Source organism: Kitasatospora sp. NPDC051984 (assembly GCF_044593455.1).
In the GTDB taxonomy this organism is placed as follows: domain Bacteria; phylum Actinomycetota; class Actinomycetes; order Streptomycetales; family Streptomycetaceae; genus Kitasatospora.
This window is the reverse complement of sequence record NZ_JBIUCB010000016.1, coordinates 13,000-36,839: the sequence shown is the minus strand read 5'-3', so window position 1 is coordinate 36,839 and position 23,840 is coordinate 13,000. Positions and strand designations below refer to the sequence as shown.

The window sequence follows — 23,840 nt, the reverse complement described above, 5'->3', positions numbered from 1 at the left end:
ACGCTGAGTCGCGACAGTGTCGTGTTCATGTGACACCCTCGCGCAAGCCCGGCGAAGGCGGCACACTGACCGCCATGACCGGCTTTCTCCCCGGCCCGGCCGGACCAGCCAACACCACGGCAGGTCCGGCCAGGCCCGCACTCGTCGACCGTGCGCAACTGCTCGCCGACATCCGTGCCACCCTCGCCGCCACCGGCGGCGTCCTGCTCCACGGCCCGGCGGGCATCGGCAAGACCGCACTGCTCGACGCACTCGCCCAACAGGCCGACGCGGCAGGGGAGTCGGTCCTGCGCAGCAGCCCCACCGCCGCCGAGGCCGAACTGCCGCACCTCGCCCTGATCGACCTGCTCGGCGAGACCCTCCCCGCGCTCGCAGAGGAACTCCTCCCCAGCCACCTGCGCCAGGCCCTCGAATGCGCGCTGCTGCACCGCGCCCCCCAACCCGGCGCCGCCACCGACCCGTTGGCCGTCCGCGTCGCCGTCCTGGAGACCCTGCGACGGCTCGCCGAACGCGGCCCCGTGCTCGTCCTGCTCGACGACACCCAGTGGCTCGACGAAGCCAGCCGCCAGGTCATCGCCTTCGTTGCCCGCCGCCTCACCGACCGCCGGGTCCGGTTCGCCGTCACCGAACGCACCGAACACGCCGACGCCGCCCCCACCATGGGCGCCCTCTGCCCGCCCACCGCCCTCGACCTCCCCGTCGGCCCGCTCGGCGAACGCGGCACCGGCGCCCTGCTGCGCGAACGACTCGGCCTGCGCCTCAGCGGCCTCACGCTCGGCCGGGTGCACGCCGTCAGCGGCGGAAACCCGTACTACGCCCTGGAGTTGGGCCGCTCACTGGCCGCCGGCGGCAGCGACGCCGCACTCGCCGCCGACCCCGCCCGCCCACTCGACGTCCCGCACCGGCTGCGCGCCCTGGTCTCCGCCCGCCTCGCCGAACTCCCCGACACCGCCCGCGCCGCCCTCACCGTGCTCGCCGCCGCCCGCACCGGCACCGGCCTGCCCGCCACCGTCACCGAACCCCTCGCCGCCGCCCACCGCCACGGCATCGTCCGCCAAATCCCGTCCGGTACACCCCAGTTCAGTCACCCCCTGATCGCCGAAGTGGTCCTCGCCGACGCCACCCCCGCCGCCCTGCGCGACGCCCACCGCCTGCTCGCCGCCCTCACCGCCGACCCCGTCGAACAGGTCCGCCACCAGGCCCTCGCCGCCGAACACCCCGACCCGCAGCTCGCCTCCCGGCTCACCCGCGCCGCCGACACCGCCCTCACCCGCGGCGCCCCCGGCACCGCCGCCGAACTCCTCCGCCACGCCGCCCACCACACCCCCGACCCCGACACCGCCGGACGCCGCCTGCTCGCCGCCGCCCGCAACGCCGCCGCCGCCGGACTGCCCGACCTCGCCCGCGCCAGCGCCGAAGCCCTGCTCACCGCCCCCGCCGCAGACCTGCGCGTGCACGCCCGACTCCTGCTCGCCCGCCTGCTCGGACCCGACCACCCCGGCGCCGAAGCCCTGCTCACCGCCGCCGCCCACGACACCGGCGGCCACCCCGCCCTCACCGCGGCCGTCCACCAGGAACGCGCCGTCCGCGCCCTGCACCGCGGCGACCGGGCAGAAGGATTCGCCGAACTCGAGACCGCCGAGAAGCACGCCGACCACGCCGACAACCCCGACCTGCTCGTCGAACTCCTTGCCTTGCGCGGCCCCATCACCCTGCTCACCGACCCCGCCCACGGCCTCGCCCTGCTCGAACGCGGCTGCCGCCTCGCCGCCGGCCGACCCCCCACCGCCGCCGCCGTCGTCTGCCGCGAAGGCCTCGCCGTCGCCGCCCTGCGCAGCGGCGACACCGACCGCGCCCTCGCCGAGGTCGAGACCCTGCGCACCGAGACCGAAGCCGCCGGCCGCACCGAGGACCTCGCCAACGTCCTCTACATCGCCGCCTCCGTCCTCGAGCGCGCCGGACGCTGCACCGAGGCCTACGCCGCCGGCCGCGCCGCCCACGACCTGCGTGAACGCATCGAACCCACCCCCGGCCCCGCCCGCGTCCTCGGCGGCGCCGCCGAACTCAACGGCGGCACCGCCGAACGCGCCGCCCACCTCCTCGACTCCGCCATCCGCGCCGCCGAGGACGACCACGACCACGAATGGCTCGCCTACGCCCACGGACTGCGCGGCCGGGCATCCTTCCTGCTCGGCCACCTCCCGATGGCCGTCCACCACCTCACCCGCTGCCAACTCCTGCTCCGCCGCATGCAGTTCACCGACCCCAGCCTGTTCCTGGTGGACGCCGACCTCGCCGAATCACTTGCTCTCTCCGGCCGCCCCGCCGACGCCGCCGACACCCTCGCCGACGCCCGCGACCGCGCCACCCGCCTCGGCCGCGACGTCGTCCTCCTCGGCCTGCACCGCGCCGAAGCCCACCTCACCGCCCTCACCGACCCCCGCCACGCCGCCGACACCCTCCGCGCCCTCCTCCCCGCCGCCCACCCCTACCCCCTCGAACTCGCCCGCGCCCACTTGGCTTTGGGAGTTCTGGAACGCCGCGCCCGCCGCCGCGCCGCCGCCCGCACCGCCCTCCAGGACGCCCAGGCGCTGTACACCGCCGCCGGGTGCCTGCCGTGGCTGCGGCACGTCGAGACGGTGCTGGCTTCGCTCGACGCGCTGGAGGCCGACCCGACGCCGACCCAGCAGCAGATCCTCGGGCTGATCCGCACCGGGGCGACGAACCGGGAGATCGCGGCGACGCTGCACCTGTCGGTGAAGGCCGTCGAGGCGAACCTGACCCGGATGTTCCGGCAGTACGGGGTGCGGGGGCGGGCGGAGTTGGCGAAGTGCCAGGAGTAGGTGGGGTGTTGGTCAGCCGTCGACGATGATGCCGCCGAGCCGGACGATGGTGGCGAGGGCGTCCCGCGTAGAACCGGGCGCCGTGCAGCCGGTCGGTGAGGGCGACGTGGTCGAGCATCTCGCCCGTCCGGAAGTCGAGCAGCCAGAGCTCGCCGAGGCTGGTCAGAACGGCTCGGGTTCGGCCTTCGGTCCGGACATCGGGATCGGGACAGCCCAATGCCGACGACCGACCGCATGTTCGACGTGGGCGCTTGCCGGGGAGCGTCGCCCCGCCCGTCGCTGCGCGGGGCGTGCTCTGACGGATCGTCACAGAAGCTGGGAAACGGTCGATCCGGAGCTGCGTGCGCTTCCCGGGCGACCACCCAGGGGTGAACCTTCGGACCGCTGCTCCCTCGACCGCGCAAGGGTTGTTGACGCTGCGTCAGGACCAGACGGACGCATGTTCCCTTTGCGGGCCTCCGGATCCCGTGGCTGTCTGGATCTCGGCAGGGCCACCACCGCGCCCCGCCGCCGAAACAACTACTCGGAGGAGATTCTCATGCGTGCTATCAAGCGTGTTCTGGCCATCGGTGCCCTCGCCGCCCCCCTGGTGATCGGCTGCGCCGGACTCGCCTCCGCCCACGAGGGCCACGAAGGCCCCGAGGCCCACTTCTCGAAGAGCCAGTTCGTCGCCAACGAGGAGGTCGCCGGCGAGTCCAAGGTGTTCTCCGAGGTCGAGCCGGGCGAGGTCGAGCACGGTGAGGCTTGTGTCTTCGCCGGCGACGAGGGCGTCGAAGGCTCGCACACCGAGTCCGGTGCCCACTTCTAAGGGCTGACCGGAAGACTCACATTCAGGTGCCCGGCGGGAACCCCACCCGCCGGGCACCTTCGTGTGTCGCGGCAGCGGGCATCACCGCCGGGCGGGTCGACCACTTGTTCGACAGGGGACGGGGCCCCGGGCGCCTGTGCCGCCCGGGCGACCACTCAGGGGTGAACCTGCGAGGCGCCCCTCCCGTGCTGGCGCAAGGGCGGCTGACGGATCGTCGGGACCACACGGAGGCAGCACCCTTTTGCGGGCCTCCGGATCCCGTGGCGTTCTGGAGCCGGCGGGGCCACCACCGCGCCCCGCCATCGACCGTCTTCTCGGAGGAGATTCTCATGCGTGCTCTCAAGCGTGTTCTGGCCGTCAGCGCCCTCGCCGCCCCGCTCGTCGTCGGCTGCGCCGGCCTCGCGTCCGCCCAGGAAGACCTGAGCGCAAACTTCGACCAGGGCCAGTTCGCCGCGAACCAGAGCGGTGCCGGCGAGGCCGACACGACTTCCGTCGTGTCCCCCTATGGCGTTCAGCACACCGACTTCATGATCTGGGCCGACGACAGCGGCGTCTCCGGCGGGTTCAACGGAGCGGGTGCCTCCTATTAGAACGGCCAGAACTGCGGAGCGGTGCCCGGCGGTCGGGGTTCCCGCCGGGCACCGCCGCGTGTCGGCGCGAGGCGACCGGATCCCATTGGGAATCCCGCAAACTGATTGAGCGTCAAATGGCATGCCGTGGCACGATGGGCCTCATGAGTGACGCTCCGCACCCCCTGCTGGTGGACCGCACGCCCTTCCCCGACGGCATCGACGCGCGTCTGCGTGCCCAACTGACCTTCCTGGTCGAGATCGACCGGCTCAAGACCATTCTGCGGCAGTCGCCGTTGGTGGCGGCCGAGCGCCGCGAGAACGACGCCGAGCACTCCTGGCACCTGGCGATGATGGTGACCCTCCTCGCCGAGTACGCGGACGAGCCGATCCACGTGGGCCGCACCGTCCAACTCGTCCTGCTGCACGACCTGGTGGAGATCCACGCCGGGGACACGCCGCTGTACGACGCGGAGGCGGGCGTTGATCAGGCGGAGCGCGAGTCCGCGGCTGCGGACGAGTTGTTCGGGCTGTTGCCGAAGGATCAGGCCCGGTGGATGCGGGAGTTGTGGGACGAGTTCGAGGAACGCCGTACCCCGGAGGCCCGGTTCGCGAAGGCGATGGACCGGTTGCAGCCGCTGCTGCTCAACTGGATGGCGCACGGCGGTACTTGGCGCACCCCTGGGGTGACGGCGGACGATGTACGTGCCCGCAAGGCGGTGATCGGTGACGCGTCGTCGGCACTGTGGGCGGCGGGGCGGCGGCTGATCGACGAGGGCGAGCGGCGCGGCTGGTCAAGGAGCGGCAGCGGAGGCGAGCAGGGCTGAGGGGGGAACAACCGGGAGGGTGCCGTCCCGCACGGCACCCTCCCGATCACCGGCGGCCGGTCAGCCGATCTTCACGTCGTCGACCAGGAAGGTGGTCGCCAGCGAGGCGTCCTCCTGGCCGGCGAACTGCAGGCTGACGGTCTGCCCGGCGTAGGCGCTCAGGTTGACGGTCTTCTGGACGTATCCGGCGCTGGCGTTGGCGTTGGAGTAGGTGGCGACGGTGGTGCCGTTGACGTTGACCTTCAGGGTGTCGTACGGCGTGGTGCCGGTCTCCTGGGTGGTCACCTTCAGCCAGAAGGTCAGCTTGGGTGTTCCGGCGGGCACCGCGATGTTGCTCTGCGAGAGGGTCTCGGTGGCGGTGGAGCCGTAGCCCATCATCCAGGCGTACCAGGAACCACCGTGCGGGGTCTGCTGGTTGGAGTTGGTGATGTCGTTGGCGCTCTGCGTCCAGCCCGTGGTGCCCTGCTCGAATCCGCCGTTGACCAGGGCGTTGCCCCCGCCGGGGGTGCCGGTCGGGGACGGGGTCGGCGTCGGCGTGGGTGTGCCGCCGCCGGGGTTGGGCAGGGCGGTGCCGAGCGAGACGGCGGCCCAGGCCTTCGAAACGATGTACTGCTCCTGGGAGTTGGCGCCGTACAGGTCGGTGGCGGCCTGCAGGGTGGCGGTGCGGGCGGCGTTGTAGTCGGTGGTGGAGGTCATGTAGGTGGTGAGGGCGCGGTACCAGATCGCCGCGGCCTTGTCCTTGCCGATGCCGCTGAAGTTGTCGCCGTTGCAGGTGGTGCCGTTGTGCGGGAGGCCGCCGATGGTCTTGGCGCCGGTGCCCTCGGAGGTCAGGTAGAAGAAGTGGTTTCCGATGCCCGACGAGTAGTGCACGTCGACCGAGCCCGCGTTGCTGTTGTAGCAGCCGAGCGAACTGCCGTCGAGTGTCGGGTCGTCCATCCGGCGCAGGTAGCCGTTGCCCATGTTGAGCTTCTCGCCGATGTAGTAATTCCCGGGGTTGACCGGGTCGTTGGCGTAGTACTCGACCATGGTTCCGAAGATGTCGCTGGTCGACTCGTTGAGGCCGCCGGACTCGCCCGAGTAGTCGAGGTTGGCGGTGGCGGCGGTGACGCCGTGCGTCATCTCGTGGCCGGAGACGTCGAGTGCGGTCAGCGGGGTGTTGTTGTTCTGGGAGGAGCCGTCGCCGAAGGACATGCAGAAGCAGCTGTCGTCGTAGAACGCGTTCAGCAGCTGGTTGTCGACGTGCACATAGGCCGGCGCGCCGCGGCCGTCGTTGCGGATGCCCGAGCGGTTGAAGGTGTTCTTGTAGAAGTCCCAGGTCTTGGCGAGGCCGAACGAGGCGTCCACGGCGGCGCTTTCGCGGTTGGAGGTGGTGCCGTCGCCCCAGTTGTCGGTGGTGTCGGTGAAGGTGCTGGCGTTCTGCGCGGGGTTGGACTGCGGGCTGTTGTTGGAGTCGTAGACGATGGTCGAGCCGTGCAGCGCGTCGGTCAGCGTGTAGGTGCCGCTGCCGTCCTGGCTGGTCTCCAGGGTGACCTGGCCGACGTTGACGCCGTTGCCGGTGCCGGAGATGCCCTGCTCGGTCTCGTACTGGTCCAGCACCGTGCCGGTGGCGGCGTCCACCACGACGGCTTCCCGGGAGTTGGCGCCGGCCTCGCCCGCGCCGGTGACGGTGCTGCGGTACGCGAGGACGGGGGTCTTGCCGACGGCCCAGACCACCAGCTGGCTGGTGTCCAGGTTGGTGGTGCGGGCCTGCTTGACGTGCTTGGCGCTGCGTTCGGCCGTGGCGGAGGCGTCCTTGGCGGTCAGCTTCGGCGTCACGCCCGCGACCTGGACGGCGCCCTGGTGGGCCCAGGTGGTGGAGGTGATCGTCCCGTTCTTCGCGCGGTGCACGACCAGGTCGCCGCCGACCACCGGCAGCCCGCGGTAGGTGCGGTCGTAACGGACGTGCCGCGCACCGTTGTTGTCGACCAGGACGTCCTTGGCGACCAGGCGTTCGTCCGGGCCGAGGCCCAGCGCCTTCGCTGTGGCGGCGGCCTCCTTGCCGGCCTGGTCCATGGCCGCGAGCCGGCCCACGGCGCTCATCGCCTGGAACCCGGCACCGGACTGCGCGGTGGGGCTGGCCTGCGCGACGCCTTGCGAAGTGGCCATCGCGGCGGTGCCCAGGGTGAGGGCGGCCGCGACAGCTGCCGCCAGAGCGGTCTTGCGGTTCATCGCAATTCCTCCCGCCGGGCCGGGGTCGGTTGGGGGACGACCGGCGACACCGTAGGGGTTGTGGTGTCGCGGCCGGATTTCGGCTCGGCGGCAGGACGCTAGGACCGTTGCCCACCCTTGCGACATGGCACCGACAAAAGGCAAGGGAATGGCAAGGGGAGTGGCCGTCACTTCGTAGGGGAACCCACCGGGAGTGCGGCCAGTAAAGCTTCCGGAAAAGGAAGTTGACGGTCGCGCCAAGCTACCCCGGGAACCGGTCAAGGGGCAAGGAGTCTTGACGCCCGCAATTCCCGCACCAGGCGAGAGCGGGGGCATTCCGCCGGATTCTCTTGACGAAGGGAATGCCCGGGGAACGGGGTCCGCGCGGGCCGGCCGGAGTTGCGCCCGGGCCCCTCGGCGGAAGGTGTCCGTCCGGGTGTGCTTGGCTTGACGTCACGGCCGCGCAACGGATCGCGCGAGCGGGAGAGTTCGGAGAGAGGTGGATGGTCGTGCCGATCATCGCGGTGAGCGTGCTCAGCCACACGGGAGTGGTGCGTCAGCACAACGAGGACAGCGTGGCGGTCGGGCCGTGGACGCTCTGCGCGACGGCCACCGACAGCCCGCAGACCTTCTACTTCCCGCTCGGCGCCACCGCTCTGACGGTCGCGGTCGCCGACGGACTGGGCGGCCACCCGGGCGGCGACCTGGCCTCCTCGCTGATCGCCGGGCAACTCGCCTCCGCCGGCGGGGGATTGACCGACGAGCAGGCCGTCCGGGACGCGCTGCAGGCCGGCCACGAGACCCTCCACGACGCGGCCGACGCCGACCCCGCGCTGACCGGGATGAGCACCACCGTGGCCGGGCTGGCGCTGACCGCCGAGTCCGTGTTCGTGTTCAACGTCGGCGACAGCCGGGTCTACGAACTCACCGACACCGAACCGGAGTTGCTCACCACCGACGACAGCCCGCCGCTCGCCGAAGGCCAGCGCACCACCCACCTGGTCACCAGCGTCCTCGGCGGCGCCACCCCGCGCGACGCCCTCGCCCCGCACGTCACCCGCCTGCCCGTCCGCCCCGGCGCCCGCTACCTGCTCTGCACCGACGGCCTCAGCGACCCCGTCCCGCCGGAGGAGTGGACGGCCCTGATCACCGACGGCGACGCGGACGAGGACGACCAGCACGCCGTCGTCGAACTCTGGCGCGCCGCGATCCGGGCCGGCGGCCCGGACAACATCACCCTCGCGCTGGTCCGGATCGACGACTGACGAGAGACCGCCCGAGGCCGCGAACCCGAAACGGTGAACGGCCTGCTGGCTCGACGCGTGGGCGTGGCTTTCGGAGGAGAATCGGGCGGGAACAGAGGAGGTGCGCCATGAGCACGGCAGCCCATGTCCCCCGGGACTACCGCGTCAGTGACCCCGAGAGGGCTCTGAAGTACGCCGTTCAGCACGTCGCGGGTGATCGCGCCGAGATCATCGAGGGAGTCATCACGCCCATGTCGCCGTCCTGGGCGCACGAGAACGCCGCCGAGGTGGTTCGTCGGCAGCTCACCCCGCGTCTGGAGGAGCTCGGCCTGGTCTCCGGGTCGGGCAACCTCGACCTGCCGGGCAGCGAGAACTGGTTCATCCCCGACCTGGCGGTGGTCCCGGCCGAGCTCGCCGCGAAGACCGAGGGTGCCCTGCTGCCCGATCAGACCCTGCTGGTGGTCGAAGTCACCTCGCCGTCGAACGGCGAGACCGACCGCACCACCAAACGCCGCCGCTACGGCCAGTACGGCGCCCCGATCTACCTGCTGGTGGACCGTCAACAGCGCGAGTGCACCGTCTTCTCCGCCCCCGGACGTCTGGGCTACCAGGAAATCGACGGCCCGCACCCCTTCGGCAGCGCCGTTCGGCTGCCCGCGCCGTTCGATCTGGAGCTCGACACCAGCCGGTTCTGACGGGAGCTATGCGGTTGGCGGCAGCACTTCCAGGACGACGGCCGTTCCGGCGACGGCGCGGTCTTCGTGCATGGTGATCGTCGCGCCGGGCTGAAGGTGTCGCCACTGTGTGGGGGTGAGGGGGGCGAGGCGTGCGGAGGAGCGTTCACCGGGGCCGAGGGTGGGGGTGTGTTCGATCCAGAGGCGGGCGATGTCGAGGGTCGGGTCGCCGGTGGGGGTGCGGTTTCCGATGTTCCACATGGGGCGGAGGGCGCCGGCTCCGGAGAAGGGGGTCTGGCGTCGGCTCTCGGTGGCGGGGAGGAGGGTGAGGTCGACCCGGATGATGCCGTGGCGGGTTTCGTAGTGGCGCCAGTGGCACCAGGCCGCGCTGGCCTTCAGTCGCATCTGCTCGGCGGCCGTGCCGAGGGTCTCCCAGAAGGCGAGCGGCAGCGGGTGGGCGTCGCCGAGGTCCTCGAGCAGGTCGAGGGCGATCTCCCACTCGTCGTGGGCGAGGTACTCCCAGACGTCGTTGATCGTGAGGTCGTTCTCGGTGGCGATCCCTTCGGGGACCAACAGGCCGGCGGATTCCAGCAGTTCGGGAACGTTCATGCCGGGCCGTCAGACCCGTTCGAGCGGGCGGTGCGGGCCGTCCGGGAGGGTGACGGTGATGGTGTCGCCGGGGTGGATCGGGCCGCCGGTGCGGACGATGCCCATGATGCCCGCCTTGCGGACGGTGCCGCCGTTCTCGTCGCGGAACACCACCTGCTTGAGCAGGCCGTGCTGGAAGTTGTCGATCTGCGCGCACGGGTTGCGCAGGCCGGTGACTTCGACCACCGCCTCCGGGCCGAGGTGCAGCAGGGTGCCGACCGGGAGGCCGAGCAGGTCGATGCCGCGGGTGGTGACATTCTCGCCCAACTCGCCCGGGGCGACGGTGAATCCGGCCTCGGCCAGCTCGTCGAACAGCTCGGCGTGGATCAGGTGGACCTGGCGGAGGTTCGGCACCGTCGGGTCCTGGGCGACCCGGGAGCGGTGCTTGACGGTGACGCCGGAGTGCACGTCGCCCTCGACGCCGAGGCCCTCGAGCAGGCGGATGCCCGCCCGGTTGGGCTTGCTGAAGGAGTATTCGCCGTTGCTGCTGACCGCCACCACGCTGCCGGACACCCGGACCGCCTCTCGTCGAACGAACACGCGGAGCACAAGGGTAGGCCGCGGTCAGTCCGGCGGTAGCAGGCGGGTGCCCGGCGGGAGGGAGCCGGCGCGGTCGGCGTCGACCAGGTAGGCGAGCAGGGTGCCGCGGAAGGCGGTGGCGGCGCGGGTCAGCGGGAGGTCGCGGCCGTGCGCGAGGGCGATGGTGCGGCCCAGGCCGGGCGGGGCGAAGGGGGCGGAGCACAGGCCGGAGCGGGCGGCGACCATGCCGGGGACGACGGCGGGCCCGAGACCGGCCCGGACGGCGGCCAGCACGGCGTCCATCTCGCCGCCCTCGACGGCGTAGGAAGGTTCGAAGCCGGCGGCCCGGCACGCGGCGAGGGTGGTCTCGCGGACGTCGTAGCCCTCCCGGAACATCACCAGGCCCTGGCCGCGCAGGTCGGTGATCCGGGCCCGGCGGCGGGGGAGCGGCTCGGCGGAGACCAGCACCAGGTCCTCGTGCAGCAGCGGCGTGACGGAGAGGCCGGGGGGCGCGGCGGACGGCGCGGCGATGATCAGGGCGAGGTCGAGTTCGCCGGCCTCCAGGTCGCGGACCAGGTCGCGCGAGCCGCCCTCGGTCAGCCGCAGGTCCACCCCGGGGTGCAGCGCCCGGTAGGCGCGCAGCACCTCGGGCACCAGGCTGGCGCAGAGCGAGGGCGGCGCCCCGAACCGGACCCGGCCCCGGCGCAGCTGCACCGTCTCGGCGACGGCCCGCCGGGCACTCTCCGCGTCGGCCAGGATGCGCCGGGCGAGCGGCAACAGTGCCTGCCCGGCATCGGTCAGCGAGGTGCCGGAGCGCGAGCGGTGGAACAGCTCCGCTCCCAACTCGCGTTCCAGTGAACGGATTTGTTGCGAGAGTGACGGCTGTGAGACGTGCGTCAGTTCGGCGGCCCGGGTGAAGTGCCGGGCGTCGGCGACGGCGACGAAGTAGGCGAGCTGTTGCAACTGCACAGCAGCCATCATAGGCATCTCCTATCGTGGGCAGCGCTTTCATGTCTTGGACAGCACCTGCGCACCGGGCCTACCGTCATGCCCATGGCTTCTGCTACCCGGACAAACCGGGTGAACCGGACCCCCACTCCCGGTCGGCATCCGTCCGCCGCGGCGGCACTGTGGCGCAGCTCCGTCGGCAAGAAGGCGGTGATGGCCGTCAGCGGGCTGCTGATGCTCGCCTACCTGGTGGCCCACATGCTGGGCAACCTCAAGGTGTTCTTCGGCCCGGACGACCTCAACGGCTACGCGCACTGGCTGCGCACCATCGGCCAGCCGCTGCTGCACTTCGGCTGGTTCCTCTGGCTGGCCCGCGCCGTCCTGCTGGCGGCCGTGGTCGCGCACGGCGTGGCCGCCTACCAGCTCTCCCGCCGCGACCTGAAGGCCCGCCCGCAGCAGTACGTGCACCGGCGGCGGCGGGCCAGCTACGCGACCCGGACGATGCGCTGGGGCGGGGTGATCCTCGGCCTGTTCATCGTCTGGCACATCCTCGACCTGACCACGCTGACGGTGAACCCGGCCGCCGAGGAGGGCCGCCCGTACCAGAACATCGTGGCCTCGTTCTCGACCTGGTACGGCGGCGGGATCTACCTGCTGGCGGTGCTCGCGCTCGGGCTGCACGTCCGGCACGGGTTCTGGAGCGCCGCGCAGACCCTCGGCGTCAACAACCCGCGCCGCGACCGGGTGCTGAAGTTCGCGGCGAACGCGCTGGCGCTGCTGCTGACCGTCGGCTTCGCGTCGGTGCCGGTCGCCGTGATGACCGGACTGGTCCGATGAACGCCCGCGACAACGGGCAGACCGCCCACGACGCCGGCGGGACCGGCCCGGCGAGCGCCCGCGACAACGGGCAGACCGCCCACGACGCCGGCGGGACCGGCCCGGCGAGCGCCCACGACAACGGGCAGACCGCCCACGACACGACTTCCGGGAAGGCCCCGATGAGCTACCTCGACTACACCGTCGGCGCGCCCGTCGCAGACACCCGGGCCCCGGCCGGGCCGATCGAACAGCGCTGGGACCAGCGGCGGTTCGAGGCCAAGCTGGTCAACCCGGCGAACCGCCGCAAGCACACCGTGATCGTGGTCGGCACCGGCCTGGCCGGCGGCGCGGCCGGTGCGACACTGGCCGAACAGGGCTACCACGTCGTGCAGTTCTGCTTCCAGGACTCCCCGCGGCGCGCTCACTCGATCGCCGCGCAGGGCGGCATCAACGCCGCGAAGAACTACCGCAACGACGGCGACTCGATCCGCCGGCTGTTCTACGACACCGTCAAGGGCGGCGACTTCCGCGCCCGCGAGTCCAACGTGCACCGCCTCGCCCAGGTCTCGGTGGAGATCATCGACCAGTGCGTGGCCCAGGGCGTGCCGTTCGCCCGCGAGTACGGCGGCCTGCTCGACACCCGCTCGTTCGGCGGCGTCCAGGTCTCCCGCACCTTCTACGCCCGCGGCCAGACCGGCCAGCAGCTGCTGCTCGGCGCCTACCAGGCGCTGTCACGGCAAATCGCGGCCGGGAACGTCGAGTTGCACGCGCGCACCGAGATGCTCGACCTGATCGTGATCGACGGCCGGGCCCGCGGAATCGTCGCCCGGGACCTGGTGACCGGCGAGATCCGTTCCTACCTGGCGGACGCCGTGGTGCTCGCCACCGGCGGCTACGGCAACGTGTTCTACCTGTCGACGAACGCCAAGAACTCGAACGCGACGGCCATTTGGCGCGCGCACCGGCGCGGCGCGTACTTCGCCAACCCGTGCTTCACGCAGATCCACCCGACCTGCATCCCGCGCTCCGGCGACCACCAGTCCAAGCTGACGCTGATGAGCGAGTCGCTGCGCAACGACGGCCGGATCTGGGTGCCGAAGGCGAAGGGCGACACCCGGCCGCCCGGGCAGATTCCCGAGGACGAGCGGGACTACTACCTGGAGCGGATCTACCCGGCGTTCGGCAACCTGGTGCCCCGCGACATCGCCTCCCGGGCCGCCAAGGTGGTCTGCGACGAGGGCCGCGGCGTCGGCCCCGGCGGGCAGGGGGTGTACCTGGACTTCGCCGACGCCATCGCCCGGCTCGGCCGGGCCGCCGTCGAGGCCAAGTACGGCAACCTGTTCGAGATGTACCAGCGGATCACCGCCGAGGACCCGTACACCGTGCCGATGCGGATCTACCCGGCGATCCACTACACGATGGGCGGCCTGTGGGTGGACTACGACCTGCAGACCACCGTCCCCGGCCTGTTCGCGATCGGCGAGGCCAACTTCTCCGACCACGGCGCCAACCGGCTCGGCGCGAGCGCCCTGATGCAGGGCCTCGCCGACGGCTACTTCGTGCTGCCGCCCACCCTCAACGACTACCTGGGCCGCACCCCGCTCGACCCCGTCCCCGGAGACCACCCCGAACTCGCCGAGGTGGAGGCCGAGGTGGCGGACCGGCTCAACCTGATCCTGTCCGTGGACGGCGACCGCACCCCCGACTCCTTCCACCGCGAACTCGGCGAACTGCTCTGGGACAACTGCGGAATGGCCCGCGACGAGGCCGGCCTGCGGCACGCGCTGGCCCGGATCCCCGAACTGCGCGAGGAGTTCTGGCGGCGGATCAAGGTCCCGGGCACCGGCGCCGAGCTCAACCAGGCGCTGGAGAAGGCCAATCGGCTGGTCGACTACTTCGAACTCGCCGAACTGATGTGCCTGGACGCGCTGCACCGCAGCGAGTCCTGCGGCGGCCACTTCCGCACCGAATCCGCCACCCCCGAGGGCGAAGCCGCCCGCCGGGACGAGGAGTTCAGCTACGCCGCCGCCTGGGAGTTCGCCGGCACCGGCGGAGCGCCCGTCCTGCACAAGGAAGAGCTCGCCTTCGAGCACGTCCACCCCACCCAGCGGAGCTACGCGTGAACCTCACCCTGCGCATCTGGCGCCAGCAGGGCCCGGACACCCCGGGCGAGATGACGATCTACCAGGTCTCCGGCATCAGCGAGGACATGTCCTTCCTGGAGATGCTGGACACCCTCAACGAGGAACTCATCCTGCGCGGCGAGCGCCCCGTCGCCTTCGACCACGACTGCCGCGAAGGCATCTGCGGCGCCTGCGGCATGGTCATCAACGGCCAGGCCCACGGCCCCGAACGCACCACCACCTGCCAGCTGCACATGCGGCACTTCAACGACGGCGACACCATCGACGTCGAACCCTGGCGGGCCGGCGCCTTCCCCGTGGTGCGCGACCTGGTGGTGGACCGCTCCGCGCTCGACCGGATCATCGGTTCCGGCGGCTACATCACCGCACCCACCGGCGCCGCCCCCGAGGCGCACGCCACCGCCGTCCCCAAGGAAGCCGCCGACCTCGCCTTCGAGCACGCCGAGTGCATCGGCTGCGGGGCCTGCGTCGCCGCCTGCCCCAACGGCTCGGCGATGCTGTTCACCGCCGCCAAGGTGGTCCACCTCAACGTCCTCCCGCAGGGCGCGCCCGAACGCGCCTCGCGGGTACGGAACATGGTGGGCGCGATGGACGACGAGGGCTTCGGCGGCTGCACCAACACCGGCGAGTGCGCCACGGCCTGCCCCAAGGGCATCCCGCTGACCGGAATCGCCCGGCTCAACCGCGAGTTCCTGCGGAGCTGACGGGGACCGGCTGGCCGGACCGGCGAAGTCCGGCCGGCTCCCCGTACGACTGCCCCTCGCAGGCTGCCTGACGGGGGCCGTACGGGTGGCCATGGACACGCCCACGATCTGTGCAATGTGGGCGTTGGGGCGGTCCGAACAGGTGTGATCGAGGCCCGATTATCGGATCATCACACCTGGAGAAATCATGCGTATTCGTGCGTCCCTCGTCGCCTCCGGCCTGGCCGCAGCCTGTCTGCTCGGCGGGGCCGGTTCCGCCGCCGCCGATGCCGAGGCAGAAGGCGCTGCCATCGGCTCGCCGGGCGTCCTCTCCGGCAACCTGATCCAGGTGCCGATCGACCTCGACCTCAACGTCTGCGGCAACTCGATCGACGTCATCGGCCTCGGCAACGCCGCGTTCGGGAACGTCTGCATCAACCGGTAAGTGACCAGGCCGCTCCGGGCCCGCCGCGTCCTGCGGGCGGGCCCTGGACGGTACCCCGCAGTCAGGCCAGCCAGCTCCGCAGCGCCCACCACCAGTGCGCGGTGGGCTCGATGCCGCCGGTCAGCGGGTCGGCGCCGGTCAGCTCGCGCAGCCGCCGCAGCCGGTACTTCACCGTGTTGGGGTGCACGTGCAGCTCCGCGGCCGTCCGGTCGGTGCGGCCACCGTGGGTCAGCTGGGCCAGAGCGGTGACGGCGAGTTCCCGGTGGAAGGGATCGGCCCGGTCCAGGGCGCCCAGCAGGTCGCCCGCCAGCAGGGCGCCGAACTCGCCGTCGGCGGGCGTGGCGGTGAGCAGGGCGAGGTCGGCCAGCCGGTGAAGGCCGGTCAGGCCGGCCGACTCGGCGGCCCGCAGGGCGCGCCGGGCCAGCGCGTACAGGGGGGCCAGACCGGACGGTTCGGCAGGCGGCGTGACGACGGTGGTCGGGCCGTCGAACGGCAGGACAGGCATGGGTCCGGTCAGCGCCGCCAGCCGGCCGTCCACAAAACCGCACAGGCCGGGACCGGCCGCGACGAGGGCCTGCTCGAGCGGCCCCGCCAGCGCCGGATCGCTCACCGCCGTCACCACGCACCGGTACCGGCCGGTCGGCGAAAGCGGCGCTCCGAGCGCCTCCACCGGTTCCCCGTGCAGGAGTTGACGCAGCGCCAGGGCGTGTCCCTCGCGGGCGGTGCGGGCCGCCGCCAGCTCCGCCGCCCGGTGTTCCTGCACCATCCGGCGAGCCAGCGTGATGGTGATGTGATCGATCCGGGTCACGCCGTCCAACAGCTCGTCCGCCGGGACGGCGCACCGGCGGCCCTCCGCGATCACCGCCTCCACCAGGTGCGAGCGCCCCGCCTGGAAGCCGTCCAGCAGCGCCGCCACCGGCACCCCCTGCCGCGCCCGGTCCGAACCCAGCAGGGCAGCCGCCGCGAGCGCCTGCACCCCCGGCTCGCCGTCGCCCTGCAACGCCGAGCGCACCCCGTCCAGCAGGGCCCGGGTGTGCCGGCGCACCTCGCGCTCCGGCAGCGCGGCGACCAGTTCGGACGCGGCGCGCGCGGCCCGCACCGCCGCCGCGAGCACCTCCGGGTCCTCGGTGCGCCCGGCGACCAGCCGCACGAACGCCTCCACCGGCCGTCCCCCCTCCTGCGCTTGCCCGGCCCCCGTCTGTGGTTGGCCCCGGCGGACAACCGGTGCCGTCCACGTTGGGCGCCGCAAGCCTATGCCCGGCCCGCCCTGCCCTGGTGAGCTGTGCCCGCCCCGCACCCCACGGAGAGGTCACCCGCCATGTCCGACACCGAATCCCTGCTCGACCGCCTGCCCGGCGACCTGATCTTCCGGCTGCCGCCGACCTTCGACACCGTCGAGGAGGAGCGCCGCCACCGCAAGGAACGCCTCGCCGCCGCCCTGCGGATCTTCGGCAAGCTCGGGTTCGAGGAGGGCGTCGCCGGGCACATCACCGCCCGCGACCCGGAACTCACCGACCACTTCTGGGTCAACCCGTTCGGCATGTCCTTCAAGCACGTCAAGGTCAGCGACCTGGTGCTGGTCGACCACCACGGCACCGTGGTGGAGGGCCGCTACCCGGTCAACCAGGCCGCGTTCGTCATCCACTCGACCATCCACCGGGCCCGCCCGGACGTGGTCGCCGCCGCGCACAGCCACTCCACCCACGGGCGGGCGCTGTCCGCGCTCGGCCGCCGACTGGAGCCGATCACCCAGGACGTGTGCGCCTTCTACCAGGACCACGCCCTGTTCGACGACTACACCGGCCTGGTCACCGACCTGGAGGAGGGCGAGCGGATCGCCACCGCGCTCGGCCCGCACAAGGCCGTCATCCTGCGCAACCACGGCCTGCTCACCGTCGGCAGCACCGTGGACGCCGCCGCCTGGTGGTTCATCACCATGGAGCGCTCCTGCCAGGTCCAGCTGCTCGCGCAGGCCGCCGGCCCCACCATCCCGATCTCGCCCGAGAACGCCGCCCTCACCTACCGGCAGATCGGCAACGACCTGGCCGGCTGGGTCAACTACCAGCCGCTGTACGACCAGATCACCCGCGAACAGCCCGATCTCTTCGAGTGAGGGCGGGTCACTTCCTGGCCCGGCTCGGCTGCACCCGGCGCGGTTCGCCCGGCATCTTCGGGTGGTCCGGCGGGTAGGGCAGGTCGCCCGCGTCCTGGTGCGCGTACAGCTCCAACACGCGTTCCAGGGAGCCGGGTCGGCGCTCCATGTCGGCGTGCAGGTCGCCGAGTTCGGCGAACCGCTCGGGCACGGTGCGCAGGGTGAAGTCGCTGGGGGAGACCTGCTCGATCTCCTCCCAGCGCAGCGGCGTGGAGGCGGTGGCCTGCGGGCGGGGGCGCAGCGAGTACGGGGAGGCGATGGTGCGGTCGCGGGCCATCTGGTTGTAGTCGACGAAGATCCGCTCGCCGCGTTCCTCCTTCCACCACTTGGTGGTGACCTCGCCGCCGGTGCGGTGCTCGAGTTCGCGGCCGAGCGCGATGACGGCGTGCCGGCAGTCGGTGAACGTCCAGCGCGGCTCGATCGGCACGTACACGTGCAGGCCCCGGCCGCCGGACGTCTTCGGCCAGCCGGTCAGGCCGAACTCCTCCAGCAGCGGCCGCAGTTGGAGCGCGGCGCGGACGGCGTCGGTGAAGTCGGTGCCGGGCTGCGGGTCGAGGTCGATGCGCAGCTCGTCGGGGTGCTCGGTGTCCGCGCGGCGCACCGGCCACGGGTGGAAGGTCAGGCAGCCGAGGTTGGCCGCCCACAGCACGGCGGCCTCCTCGGTCGGGCAGATCTCGTCGGCGCTGCGACCGGACGGGAAGGCGATCCGCGCGGTCGGCAGCCACTCCGGGCGGCCCTTCGGCGCGCGCTTCTGGTAGAAGAACTCGCCGTCCACGCCCTCCGGGAAGCGCTGCAGCGTGGTCGGCCGGTCACGCAGGCCGCGCAGCACCCCCGGGGCGACGGCCAGGTAGTACTCGGCGACGTCCCGCTTCGTGTACCCGGGCTCCGGGTAGTACACCTTGTCCGGGTTGGACAGCCGCACCGTCCGGCCGCCGACCTCCAGTTCCACAGCAGAAGCCATGCCGTCAACGCTAGGCGGCCCGCCCGTGCACCGCGCGTCGCGGTACGGCAGGGTGGACGACACGCCGGGCGCCCCGACACGCCGTGGCGCCGCGGGCGGGCCGGGGACCATCGGAGGCATGCAGCTACCCGTGATGCCACCGGTCTCGCCCATGCTCGCGAAGGCCGTGACCGCGATCCCGCCCGGCATGCAGTACGAGGCGAAATGGGACGGCTTCCGGGCGATCGTGTACCGCGACGGCGACGAGATCGAACTCGGCTCGCGCACCGGCAAGCCGCTGACCAGGTACTTCCCCGAGGTGGTGGAGGCCGTCCGGGAGCAGCTGCCCGAGCGGTGCGTGGTGGACGGCGAGATCGTCGTCGCGCACGACGGACGGCTGTACTTCGAGGAACTGCTGGAACGCATCCACCCCGCCGCGTCCCGGGTCCGCACCCTCGCCGAGCGCACCCCCGCCTCGCTGGTCGCCTTCGACCTGCTCGCCCTCGACGACGACGACCTCACCGCCCGCCCGCTGGTCGAACGCCGCGCCGAACTCGCCCAGCTGCTGGCCGACGCCGCCCCGCCGGTCCACCTGGCCCCCGCCACCACCGACCTGGACACCGCCCGCGGCTGGTTCTCCCGCTTCGAGGGCGCCGGACTGGACGGCGTGGTCGCCAAACCGCTCGACGCCCCCTACCGGCCCGGCGAGCGCACCATGTTCAAGGTCAAGCACGCCCGCACCGCCGACTGCGTGGTGGCCGGCTACCGCGAACACAAGAGCGGCCCCGTGGTCGGCTCCCTGCTGCTCGGCCTGTACGACCCCGACGGACGGCTCCAGCACGTCGGCGTCAGCGCCTCCTTCCCGATGGCCCGCCGCCGCGAACTCGCCGAAGAACTCGCCCCGTTGAGGATCGACGCCGACGACCTGGCGGGCCACCCGTGGGGGGCCTGGGCGGACGAGCAGGCCCAGGCGAGCAGCCGGCTGCCCGGCGCGGTCAGCCGCTGGACCGGCAAGAAGGACCTGTCCTGGGTGCCGCTGCGCCCCGAGCGGGTCGCCGAGGTCGGTTACGACCACATGGAGGGCACCCGGTTCCGGCACACCACCCAGTTCAAGCGCTGGCGGCCGGACCGCACGCCGGAGAGCTGCACGTACGCGCAGCTGGAGGAGCCGGTCTCCTACGACCTGGGCGAACTGCTGGGCTGAGCGGCCGAGTTGATCAGCGCGGCGAAGCCGTCCAGCAGGCGTTGCAGGCCGAAGTCGAAGAGCTGGTCGAGGTCGAAGTCGTAGCCCTCCGTGGTGAGTCGGAGGAAGGTGGGGTACTCGGCGACCAGCTCCATGAACTGGGGCTCCTGCTGGTCCATCCAGGCCTCGGCGTCCTGGCCGGTGGCGGCCTCGGCGGCGGCCTCCATCTCCAGGTTGAGCGCGGTGCCGCGGACGTAGTTGAACAGCGTCAGGTAGGCGGTGAGCACCGTCTGCAGATCCAGGCCCTCGGCGGCCAGGGTGGACAGCACCCACTCGCCGAACGGCAGGGCGTTGGAGAGCGGTTGGGGGCGGGTCATCGACAGCGCGGAGGCCAGCCAGGGGTGCGCCCGGAACAGGTCCCAGATCAGCCGGGCGGCCAGCTCCAGCCGGGCCCGCCAGGGCAGTTCGGCGTCGGCGGGAGAGAACCTGACGGCGGCGAAGACCTGCTCCATCATCAGGTTGACCAGGCCGTCCTTGTCGGGGACGTGCCGGTACAGCGACATGGTGGCGGCGTCCAGCTCGGCCGCGACCCGGCGCATCGACAGCGCCTCCAGGCCCTCGTGGTCGGCGATCTCCACTGCCGCCGCGACGATCCGGTCCGTCGTCAGGCCGCCCTCCACGGTGAGCCGGCGGGGGATCTGCCGCTCGCCCGCGGCGGGCCGGGCCGGCGCTTGCGCCCGAGCGGGCGCGGCGGCCTCGGCGACCACCGTGCCGACGCCGGGGACCGCCCGGACCAGGCCCTGGCCGCGCAGCTCCGCCAGCACCTTGGTGGCGGTGGCCATCGCCACGTTCCAGCGGCGGGTGATCTCCCGGGTGGACGGCACCCGGTCGCCGGGCCGCAACTCGCCGCGCTCGATCCGCTGCCGGAGTTCGCCCGCGATCTGTTCGTAGCGGTCCACCCGCTCCACCTCCGCACTAGTGCACCAGTCGGCCCATGCTAGCTGCCGGACTCGGCACCGTACCAGGGTCCGGGCGGCCCCGGAGCGCACTAGTGCACTAGTGCAGCAATCGCTGAAGCCCGGGCGTTGCAGGTTGCGTAGTGCGGAGCGTACGGCGTACGTTCGGTGTCATGAAGAACGCGGACATCCTCGTCTCCGGCGGCGGCATAGCCGGACCCACCCTGGCGTACTGGCTACGCAAGGCCGGCTTCCGTCCCGTCGTGGTGGAACGCGCCCCCGCGCCCCGCCCCGGCGGACAGGCCGTCGACCTGCGCGGCGCCGGACGCACCGTCATCGACCGGATGGGCCTGCTCGACCAGGCCAGGCAGGTCGCCGTGTACCAGCGCGGCCTCGCACTCGTCGACCGGAACGGCAAGCACATCGCCCGGCTTCTCACCGAACTCTTCGGCGGCGAAGGCATCGTCTCCGACCTCGAAATCCTCCGCGACGACCTCGCCACCGTGCTCTACCGGGCCACCGCCGACGACGTCGAATACCTCTTCGACGACACCATCACCTCCCTCCGGGAGGACGCCGACGGCGTGCACGTCACCTTCGAGAACGCCCCGCCCCGCCGCTTCGACCTGGTGGTCGGCGCGGACGGCCTGCACTCCACCGTCCGCCGCCTCGCCTTCGGCCCCGAGAGCGAGCACTTCGTCCCCATCGGCGGCTACACCGCCTGGTTCACCGCCCGCCTCGAATTCGACCTCGACGACTGGTTCCTGATGTACAACGCCCCCGGCGGGCGGGTGGCGATGGCCCGCCCCGGCCGGGCGCCCGGCGAGGTCAAGGCCGGACTCAGCTTCCGCTCCGCCCCCCTCGCCCACGACCGCCGCGACCGCGCCGCCCAGCAGCGCCTGCTCACCGACCGCTTCGCCGGGGCCGGCTGGGAGGTCGACCGGCTGCTCGCCGCGATGGCCGAGGCCGACGACTTCTTCCTCGAACACATCGGCCAGGTACGCCTCGACCGCTACACCCGCGGCCGCACCGCCCTGATCGGCGACGCCGCCTGCTGCCCCACCCCCCTCACCGGCCTCGGCACCAGCCTCGCCCTGGTCGGCGCCTACCTGCTGGCCGGCGAACTCGCCACCGCCAACGGCGACTTCACCACCGCCTTCGCCCGCTACCAGGACCGGATGAAGCCCTACGCCGCCAAGGCCCAGGAACTCCCCCCGGGCGGCATGGCGGGCTACGCCCCCAACGGCCGCACGATGATCGCGCTGCGCGCCGCCTCCATGCGCTGGATGACCCGCCGCCCGCTGCGCACCCTGATGGAGGCCCAGGCCGCGAAGGCCGGCGACGTCGAACTGCCGGACTACGCCGACGTGCTGTCTTCGCAGCGGAGCTGAACTCGCCGTCAGGAGCGGCCGAACCAGCGGCGCCTGGCCAGGGGCTGGGGCGCGGGGCTGTCCGCCGGTGGGTTGTCGTACTCGCGGGAGATCACCCGGACCTGGCCGGACTCGGGGTCAGTCGAGCTTCAGCTCCGCCTCGGATCCGTAGGACGCCCACTCACGCAGCATCTGCGCGGTGAAGAATGCCTGCCAGTTCCGGGAGCGGATCCCGAGCCGGGCGACGCCGGTCTTCTCGAGGATGTCCCGCAGCCGTGCCGCGTCGCAGTGCACCATCGCGGAGGCCGACGGCAGCAGTTCCGCGCCGACGTCCGCGCCGGTGAAGCCGAGCAGCGTGGGGGGCATCTCGTCGTCAGGGAGGAACATCACCTTCCAGTCGGCGGTGACGGGAATGAACGCCCCGCCCTCGAACAGCGCGGAGATCACGGCCTCGGGCGCGGGCGCGTGCCCGTCCCGGCTGTCGAGAAGCTCGGCGAGACGTATGTTCGATGGCTCGGTCACGCGGCGCAGCATAGTGTCCGGGCAGCGGCTGTCGGGGGCGGGCGGCATGATCATGCGTCATGCGCTGTGACATCTGTGAGCACGACCTGGCCAAGTGGGATCTGCCGCCTTCGCGGTGGACGCGTGAGGTCTGGATCTGTACCTGGTGCTTCGCGGTCGTGCGGGTCGGTGGCGACGGCGCGATCGTTCGGCAGGCGTACAGCGAGTGGGACTTGCGGTGGGAGGCGGCCTGGACGGACATGGTGCCGGATGCCGGGCGGCACGCGTACGGGTACTTCCGGCGGACGCTGTGCGGGATCGAGCGGCCGGACCTGGCCGGGTCGCCGTTCGGGATGTGGGGCGGCGGCCGGGACGAGTGTCCTGACTGCACCGCCGCCGCCCGGGCCATCGACGACCGGTGGCCGGAGGACCGGCGCGACGACCTCGGGCGGATCCTGGTGCCCGCGACCGGGCCCGCGCCGGTCCACCCGTCCGAGCGGGACCCGCTGCCGGGCGAACTCGGCCACCCGGACGTCCAGTTGCCGGAGGTGCGGCGGAGCCCGCCCGCGCGGGTGGTCGCGGCGGCGCACGGCGTGATCGGTGACGGCCCGGAGGCGGTGCGGCTGCCGGCGTGCTGGGCCGGGTACGGGATCGGGCCCTACCGGCCGTACGACGGGCGGGACCGGACCTTCGCCTGGTTCCAGGCCTACGCCCTGGACAGCGTGCCGCCGCTGGACGAGGCGTCCTTCGTCGGCGACTACGCGTGGTTCGGCGAGATCGGCGAACCGCTGGACTACCGTACCGCCGTGACGGACCCGATCGCGGCGGAGCTGGCCCGGGACGGGCTCGAACTCCCGGCGGATTTCCTGGCGTTGATCACGAGGTCCGGTCTGCACCGCTGCCTCGACCGGGTCGGCGGCGGCGCCTGGACGGACGTGGCCGGCCCGGTGCCCAGCCCGCTCGATCCGGCCGACCGGCTGGTGGCGTTCTTCCGGGACCAGCAGAGCTGCATCGTCTGGTACCTGTACCTGCACCACAACGGGCAGTCGGCGGTGGTCAGTTCGGACCGCGACCTCACCAGCGCCCCGGGCGACTACTACGGGCCGGACGGCGAGCTGGTCGTGCCGAAGCCCCCGGAGCTGTTCTGGAATGCGCCGAGCACCGAGATCTTCGCCTACCGCTTCTTCGTCGAGGGCAGCCTCATCGACGCGATCGGGGAGCGCAGGCGGCCGGACGAGGTGGACCCCGAGCACCTCGCATACCTGGCGCACTACCTGCCGGTCGTGAGCGGCGGCGCAGGAGCGCGGCGGGGAGCCGGGGTCAACTCGGGGGAGCCGGAGGCCGGTTGGGGAGCGCCGCCGTTCTGACGAGGCGGCACCG

The 23,840-nt window shown here is 72.3% G+C and carries 22 protein-coding genes; 14 read left to right on the top strand and 8 right to left on the bottom strand.

The genetic code is table 11. The features are described 5' to 3' along the window. The first annotated feature begins 74 nt into the window (after positions 1 to 74). The 4 genes from ACIHEI_RS26725 (at position 75) to ACIHEI_RS26710 (ending at position 5,047) form a co-directional block, all read left to right on the top strand. Positions 75 to 2,843, top strand: coding sequence for an AAA family ATPase (locus tag ACIHEI_RS26725; protein WP_396608377.1), 2,769 nt, complete (start codon positions 75 to 77; stop codon positions 2,841 to 2,843). A 538-nt stretch (positions 2,844 to 3,381) separates the two neighbouring features. Next, a complete protein-coding gene (locus tag ACIHEI_RS26720) occupies positions 3,382 to 3,651 on the top strand; it encodes a hypothetical protein (protein WP_396608376.1) in 270 nt (89 codons plus the stop codon). A 329-nt stretch (positions 3,652 to 3,980) separates the two neighbouring features. Then, positions 3,981 to 4,241, top strand: a complete 261-nt coding sequence (locus ACIHEI_RS26715; RefSeq protein ID WP_396608375.1) for a hypothetical protein — start codon at positions 3,981 to 3,983, stop codon at positions 4,239 to 4,241. A gap of 143 nt (positions 4,242 to 4,384) precedes the next feature. Further along, positions 4,385 to 5,047 carry an HD family hydrolase gene (locus ACIHEI_RS26710; RefSeq protein ID WP_396608374.1) on the top strand — a complete coding sequence of 221 codons (663 nt, stop codon included), beginning with the start codon at positions 4,385 to 4,387 and terminating at the stop codon, positions 5,045 to 5,047. Between the two features lie 60 nt (positions 5,048 to 5,107). Here ACIHEI_RS26710 and ACIHEI_RS26705 read toward each other — a convergent pair whose 3' ends face one another. Next, positions 5,108 to 7,255, bottom strand: a complete 2,148-nt coding sequence (locus ACIHEI_RS26705) for a M4 family metallopeptidase (protein ID WP_396608373.1) — start codon at positions 7,253 to 7,255, stop codon at positions 5,108 to 5,110. A gap of 482 nt (positions 7,256 to 7,737) precedes the next feature. On the opposite strand from ACIHEI_RS26705, the gene ACIHEI_RS26700 reads away from it, so the two are divergent. Next, positions 7,738 to 8,499, top strand: coding sequence for a PP2C family protein-serine/threonine phosphatase (locus ACIHEI_RS26700; RefSeq protein ID WP_396608372.1), 762 nt, complete (start codon positions 7,738 to 7,740; stop codon positions 8,497 to 8,499). A 107-nt stretch (positions 8,500 to 8,606) separates the two neighbouring features. Continuing rightward, a complete protein-coding gene (locus tag ACIHEI_RS26695) occupies positions 8,607 to 9,173 on the top strand; it encodes a Uma2 family endonuclease (RefSeq protein ID WP_387866362.1) in 567 nt (188 codons plus the stop codon). 6 nt (positions 9,174 to 9,179) lie between these two features. Here ACIHEI_RS26695 and ACIHEI_RS26690 read toward each other — a convergent pair whose 3' ends face one another. From ACIHEI_RS26690 to ACIHEI_RS26680, 3 genes are all read right to left on the bottom strand, one after another. After that, a complete protein-coding gene (locus ACIHEI_RS26690; protein WP_396608371.1) occupies positions 9,180 to 9,761 on the bottom strand; it encodes a hypothetical protein in 582 nt (193 codons plus the stop codon). Between the two features lie 9 nt (positions 9,762 to 9,770). Further along, positions 9,771 to 10,301 (bottom strand): MOSC domain-containing protein, encoded by a 531-nt coding sequence (locus tag ACIHEI_RS26685; protein WP_392951583.1) that lies wholly within the window; start codon positions 10,299 to 10,301, stop codon positions 9,771 to 9,773. 63 nt (positions 10,302 to 10,364) lie between these two features. Beyond that, the gene (locus ACIHEI_RS26680) at positions 10,365 to 11,288 is read right to left on the bottom strand and encodes a LysR family transcriptional regulator (protein WP_392951459.1); all 924 of its coding nucleotides are present in this window, start codon (positions 11,286 to 11,288) and stop codon (positions 10,365 to 10,367) included. 84 nt (positions 11,289 to 11,372) lie between these two features. On the opposite strand from ACIHEI_RS26680, the gene ACIHEI_RS26675 reads away from it, so the two are divergent. The 4 genes from ACIHEI_RS26675 to ACIHEI_RS26660 all read left to right on the top strand — a co-directional run bounded on the left by ACIHEI_RS26675 (position 11,373) and on the right by ACIHEI_RS26660 (position 15,358). Continuing rightward, positions 11,373 to 12,104, top strand: coding sequence for a succinate dehydrogenase cytochrome b subunit (locus tag ACIHEI_RS26675; RefSeq protein ID WP_396608370.1), 732 nt, complete (start codon positions 11,373 to 11,375; stop codon positions 12,102 to 12,104). Between the two features lie 161 nt (positions 12,105 to 12,265). Next, the gene (locus ACIHEI_RS26670) at positions 12,266 to 14,209 is read left to right on the top strand and encodes a fumarate reductase/succinate dehydrogenase flavoprotein subunit (RefSeq protein ID WP_392951586.1); all 1,944 of its coding nucleotides are present in this window, start codon (positions 12,266 to 12,268) and stop codon (positions 14,207 to 14,209) included. Next, positions 14,206 to 14,934: a succinate dehydrogenase/fumarate reductase iron-sulfur subunit gene (locus ACIHEI_RS26665; RefSeq protein ID WP_387641164.1), complete on the top strand. Its 729-nt coding sequence runs from the start codon at positions 14,206 to 14,208 to the stop codon at positions 14,932 to 14,934. Before ACIHEI_RS26670 ends, ACIHEI_RS26665 begins: the two co-directional genes overlap by 4 nt. A 187-nt stretch (positions 14,935 to 15,121) precedes the next feature. Then, complete coding sequence (locus ACIHEI_RS26660) at positions 15,122 to 15,358, top strand: chaplin (RefSeq protein WP_392951463.1); 237 nt, start codon at positions 15,122 to 15,124, stop codon at positions 15,356 to 15,358. Between the two features lie 61 nt (positions 15,359 to 15,419). Here ACIHEI_RS26660 and ACIHEI_RS26655 read toward each other — a convergent pair whose 3' ends face one another. Next, entirely contained in the window at positions 15,420 to 16,520 is a 1,101-nt protein-coding gene (locus tag ACIHEI_RS26655) for a helix-turn-helix domain-containing protein (protein WP_396608369.1), read from the bottom strand. A 156-nt stretch (positions 16,521 to 16,676) separates the two neighbouring features. On the opposite strand from ACIHEI_RS26655, the gene ACIHEI_RS26650 reads away from it, so the two are divergent. Next, positions 16,677 to 17,471, top strand: a complete 795-nt coding sequence (locus ACIHEI_RS26650; RefSeq protein WP_387641173.1) for a class II aldolase/adducin family protein — start codon at positions 16,677 to 16,679, stop codon at positions 17,469 to 17,471. Positions 17,472 to 17,478: 7 nt separating this feature from the next. Here the strand turns inward: ACIHEI_RS26650 and ligD are convergent, their stop codons facing one another. Further along, complete coding sequence (gene ligD, locus ACIHEI_RS26645) at positions 17,479 to 18,471, bottom strand: non-homologous end-joining DNA ligase (protein WP_396608368.1); 993 nt, start codon at positions 18,469 to 18,471, stop codon at positions 17,479 to 17,481. A gap of 118 nt (positions 18,472 to 18,589) precedes the next feature. Here ligD and ACIHEI_RS26640 point away from each other — a divergent pair, with 118 nt between their 5' ends. Beyond that, positions 18,590 to 19,654, top strand: coding sequence for an ATP-dependent DNA ligase (locus ACIHEI_RS26640; RefSeq protein WP_396608367.1), 1,065 nt, complete (start codon positions 18,590 to 18,592; stop codon positions 19,652 to 19,654). Here the strand turns inward: ACIHEI_RS26640 and ACIHEI_RS26635 are convergent. Further along, positions 19,627 to 20,592 carry a TetR/AcrR family transcriptional regulator C-terminal domain-containing protein gene (locus tag ACIHEI_RS26635; RefSeq protein ID WP_396608366.1) on the bottom strand — a complete coding sequence of 322 codons (966 nt, stop codon included), beginning with the start codon at positions 20,590 to 20,592 and terminating at the stop codon, positions 19,627 to 19,629. The two genes, ACIHEI_RS26640 and ACIHEI_RS26635, sit on opposite strands and share 28 nt — an antisense overlap. Positions 20,593 to 20,762: 170 nt before the next feature. Between ACIHEI_RS26635 and ACIHEI_RS26630 the strand changes: the two genes are divergently transcribed. Then, a complete protein-coding gene (locus ACIHEI_RS26630) occupies positions 20,763 to 21,980 on the top strand; it encodes an FAD-dependent monooxygenase (protein ID WP_396608365.1) in 1,218 nt (405 codons plus the stop codon). A gap of 117 nt (positions 21,981 to 22,097) precedes the next feature. Here the strand turns inward: ACIHEI_RS26630 and ACIHEI_RS26625 are convergent, their stop codons facing one another. Further along, positions 22,098 to 22,481, bottom strand: a complete 384-nt coding sequence (locus tag ACIHEI_RS26625) for a hypothetical protein (RefSeq protein ID WP_396608364.1) — start codon at positions 22,479 to 22,481, stop codon at positions 22,098 to 22,100. A gap of 59 nt (positions 22,482 to 22,540) precedes the next feature. On the opposite strand from ACIHEI_RS26625, the gene ACIHEI_RS26620 reads away from it, so the two are divergent. Continuing rightward, the gene (locus tag ACIHEI_RS26620; RefSeq protein WP_396608363.1) at positions 22,541 to 23,827 is read left to right on the top strand and encodes a hypothetical protein; all 1,287 of its coding nucleotides are present in this window, start codon (positions 22,541 to 22,543) and stop codon (positions 23,825 to 23,827) included. Positions 23,828 to 23,840: the final 13 nt, after the last annotated feature.

Bases quoted from the DNA above. Each gene is read 5' to 3' on its own strand.
- ACIHEI_RS26725 (WP_396608377.1), top strand. From the start codon at position 75: ATGACCGGCTTTCTCCCCGGCCCGGCCGGACCAGCCAACACCACGGCA.
- ACIHEI_RS26720 (WP_396608376.1), top strand. From the start codon at position 3,382: ATGCGTGCTATCAAGCGTGTTCTGGCCATCGGTGCCCTCGCCGCCCCC.
- ACIHEI_RS26715 (WP_396608375.1), top strand. From the start codon at position 3,981: ATGCGTGCTCTCAAGCGTGTTCTGGCCGTCAGCGCCCTCGCCGCCCCG.
- ACIHEI_RS26710 (WP_396608374.1), top strand. From the start codon at position 4,385: ATGAGTGACGCTCCGCACCCCCTGCTGGTGGACCGCACGCCCTTCCCC.
- ACIHEI_RS26705 (WP_396608373.1), bottom strand. From the start codon at position 7,255: ATGAACCGCAAGACCGCTCTGGCGGCAGCTGTCGCGGCCGCCCTCACC.
- ACIHEI_RS26700 (WP_396608372.1), top strand. From the start codon at position 7,738: ATGGTCGTGCCGATCATCGCGGTGAGCGTGCTCAGCCACACGGGAGTG.
- ACIHEI_RS26695 (WP_387866362.1), top strand. From the start codon at position 8,607: ATGAGCACGGCAGCCCATGTCCCCCGGGACTACCGCGTCAGTGACCCC.
- ACIHEI_RS26690 (WP_396608371.1), bottom strand. From the start codon at position 9,761: ATGAACGTTCCCGAACTGCTGGAATCCGCCGGCCTGTTGGTCCCCGAA.
- ACIHEI_RS26675 (WP_396608370.1), top strand. From the start codon at position 11,373: ATGGCTTCTGCTACCCGGACAAACCGGGTGAACCGGACCCCCACTCCC.
- ACIHEI_RS26670 (WP_392951586.1), top strand. From the start codon at position 12,266: ATGAGCTACCTCGACTACACCGTCGGCGCGCCCGTCGCAGACACCCGG.
- ACIHEI_RS26660 (WP_392951463.1), top strand. From the start codon at position 15,122: ATGCGTATTCGTGCGTCCCTCGTCGCCTCCGGCCTGGCCGCAGCCTGT.
- ACIHEI_RS26650 (WP_387641173.1), top strand. From the start codon at position 16,677: ATGTCCGACACCGAATCCCTGCTCGACCGCCTGCCCGGCGACCTGATC.
- ligD (WP_396608368.1), bottom strand. From the start codon at position 18,471: ATGGCTTCTGCTGTGGAACTGGAGGTCGGCGGCCGGACGGTGCGGCTG.
- ACIHEI_RS26640 (WP_396608367.1), top strand. From the start codon at position 18,590: ATGCAGCTACCCGTGATGCCACCGGTCTCGCCCATGCTCGCGAAGGCC.
- ACIHEI_RS26630 (WP_396608365.1), top strand. From the start codon at position 20,763: ATGAAGAACGCGGACATCCTCGTCTCCGGCGGCGGCATAGCCGGACCC.
- ACIHEI_RS26620 (WP_396608363.1), top strand. From the start codon at position 22,541: ATGCGCTGTGACATCTGTGAGCACGACCTGGCCAAGTGGGATCTGCCG.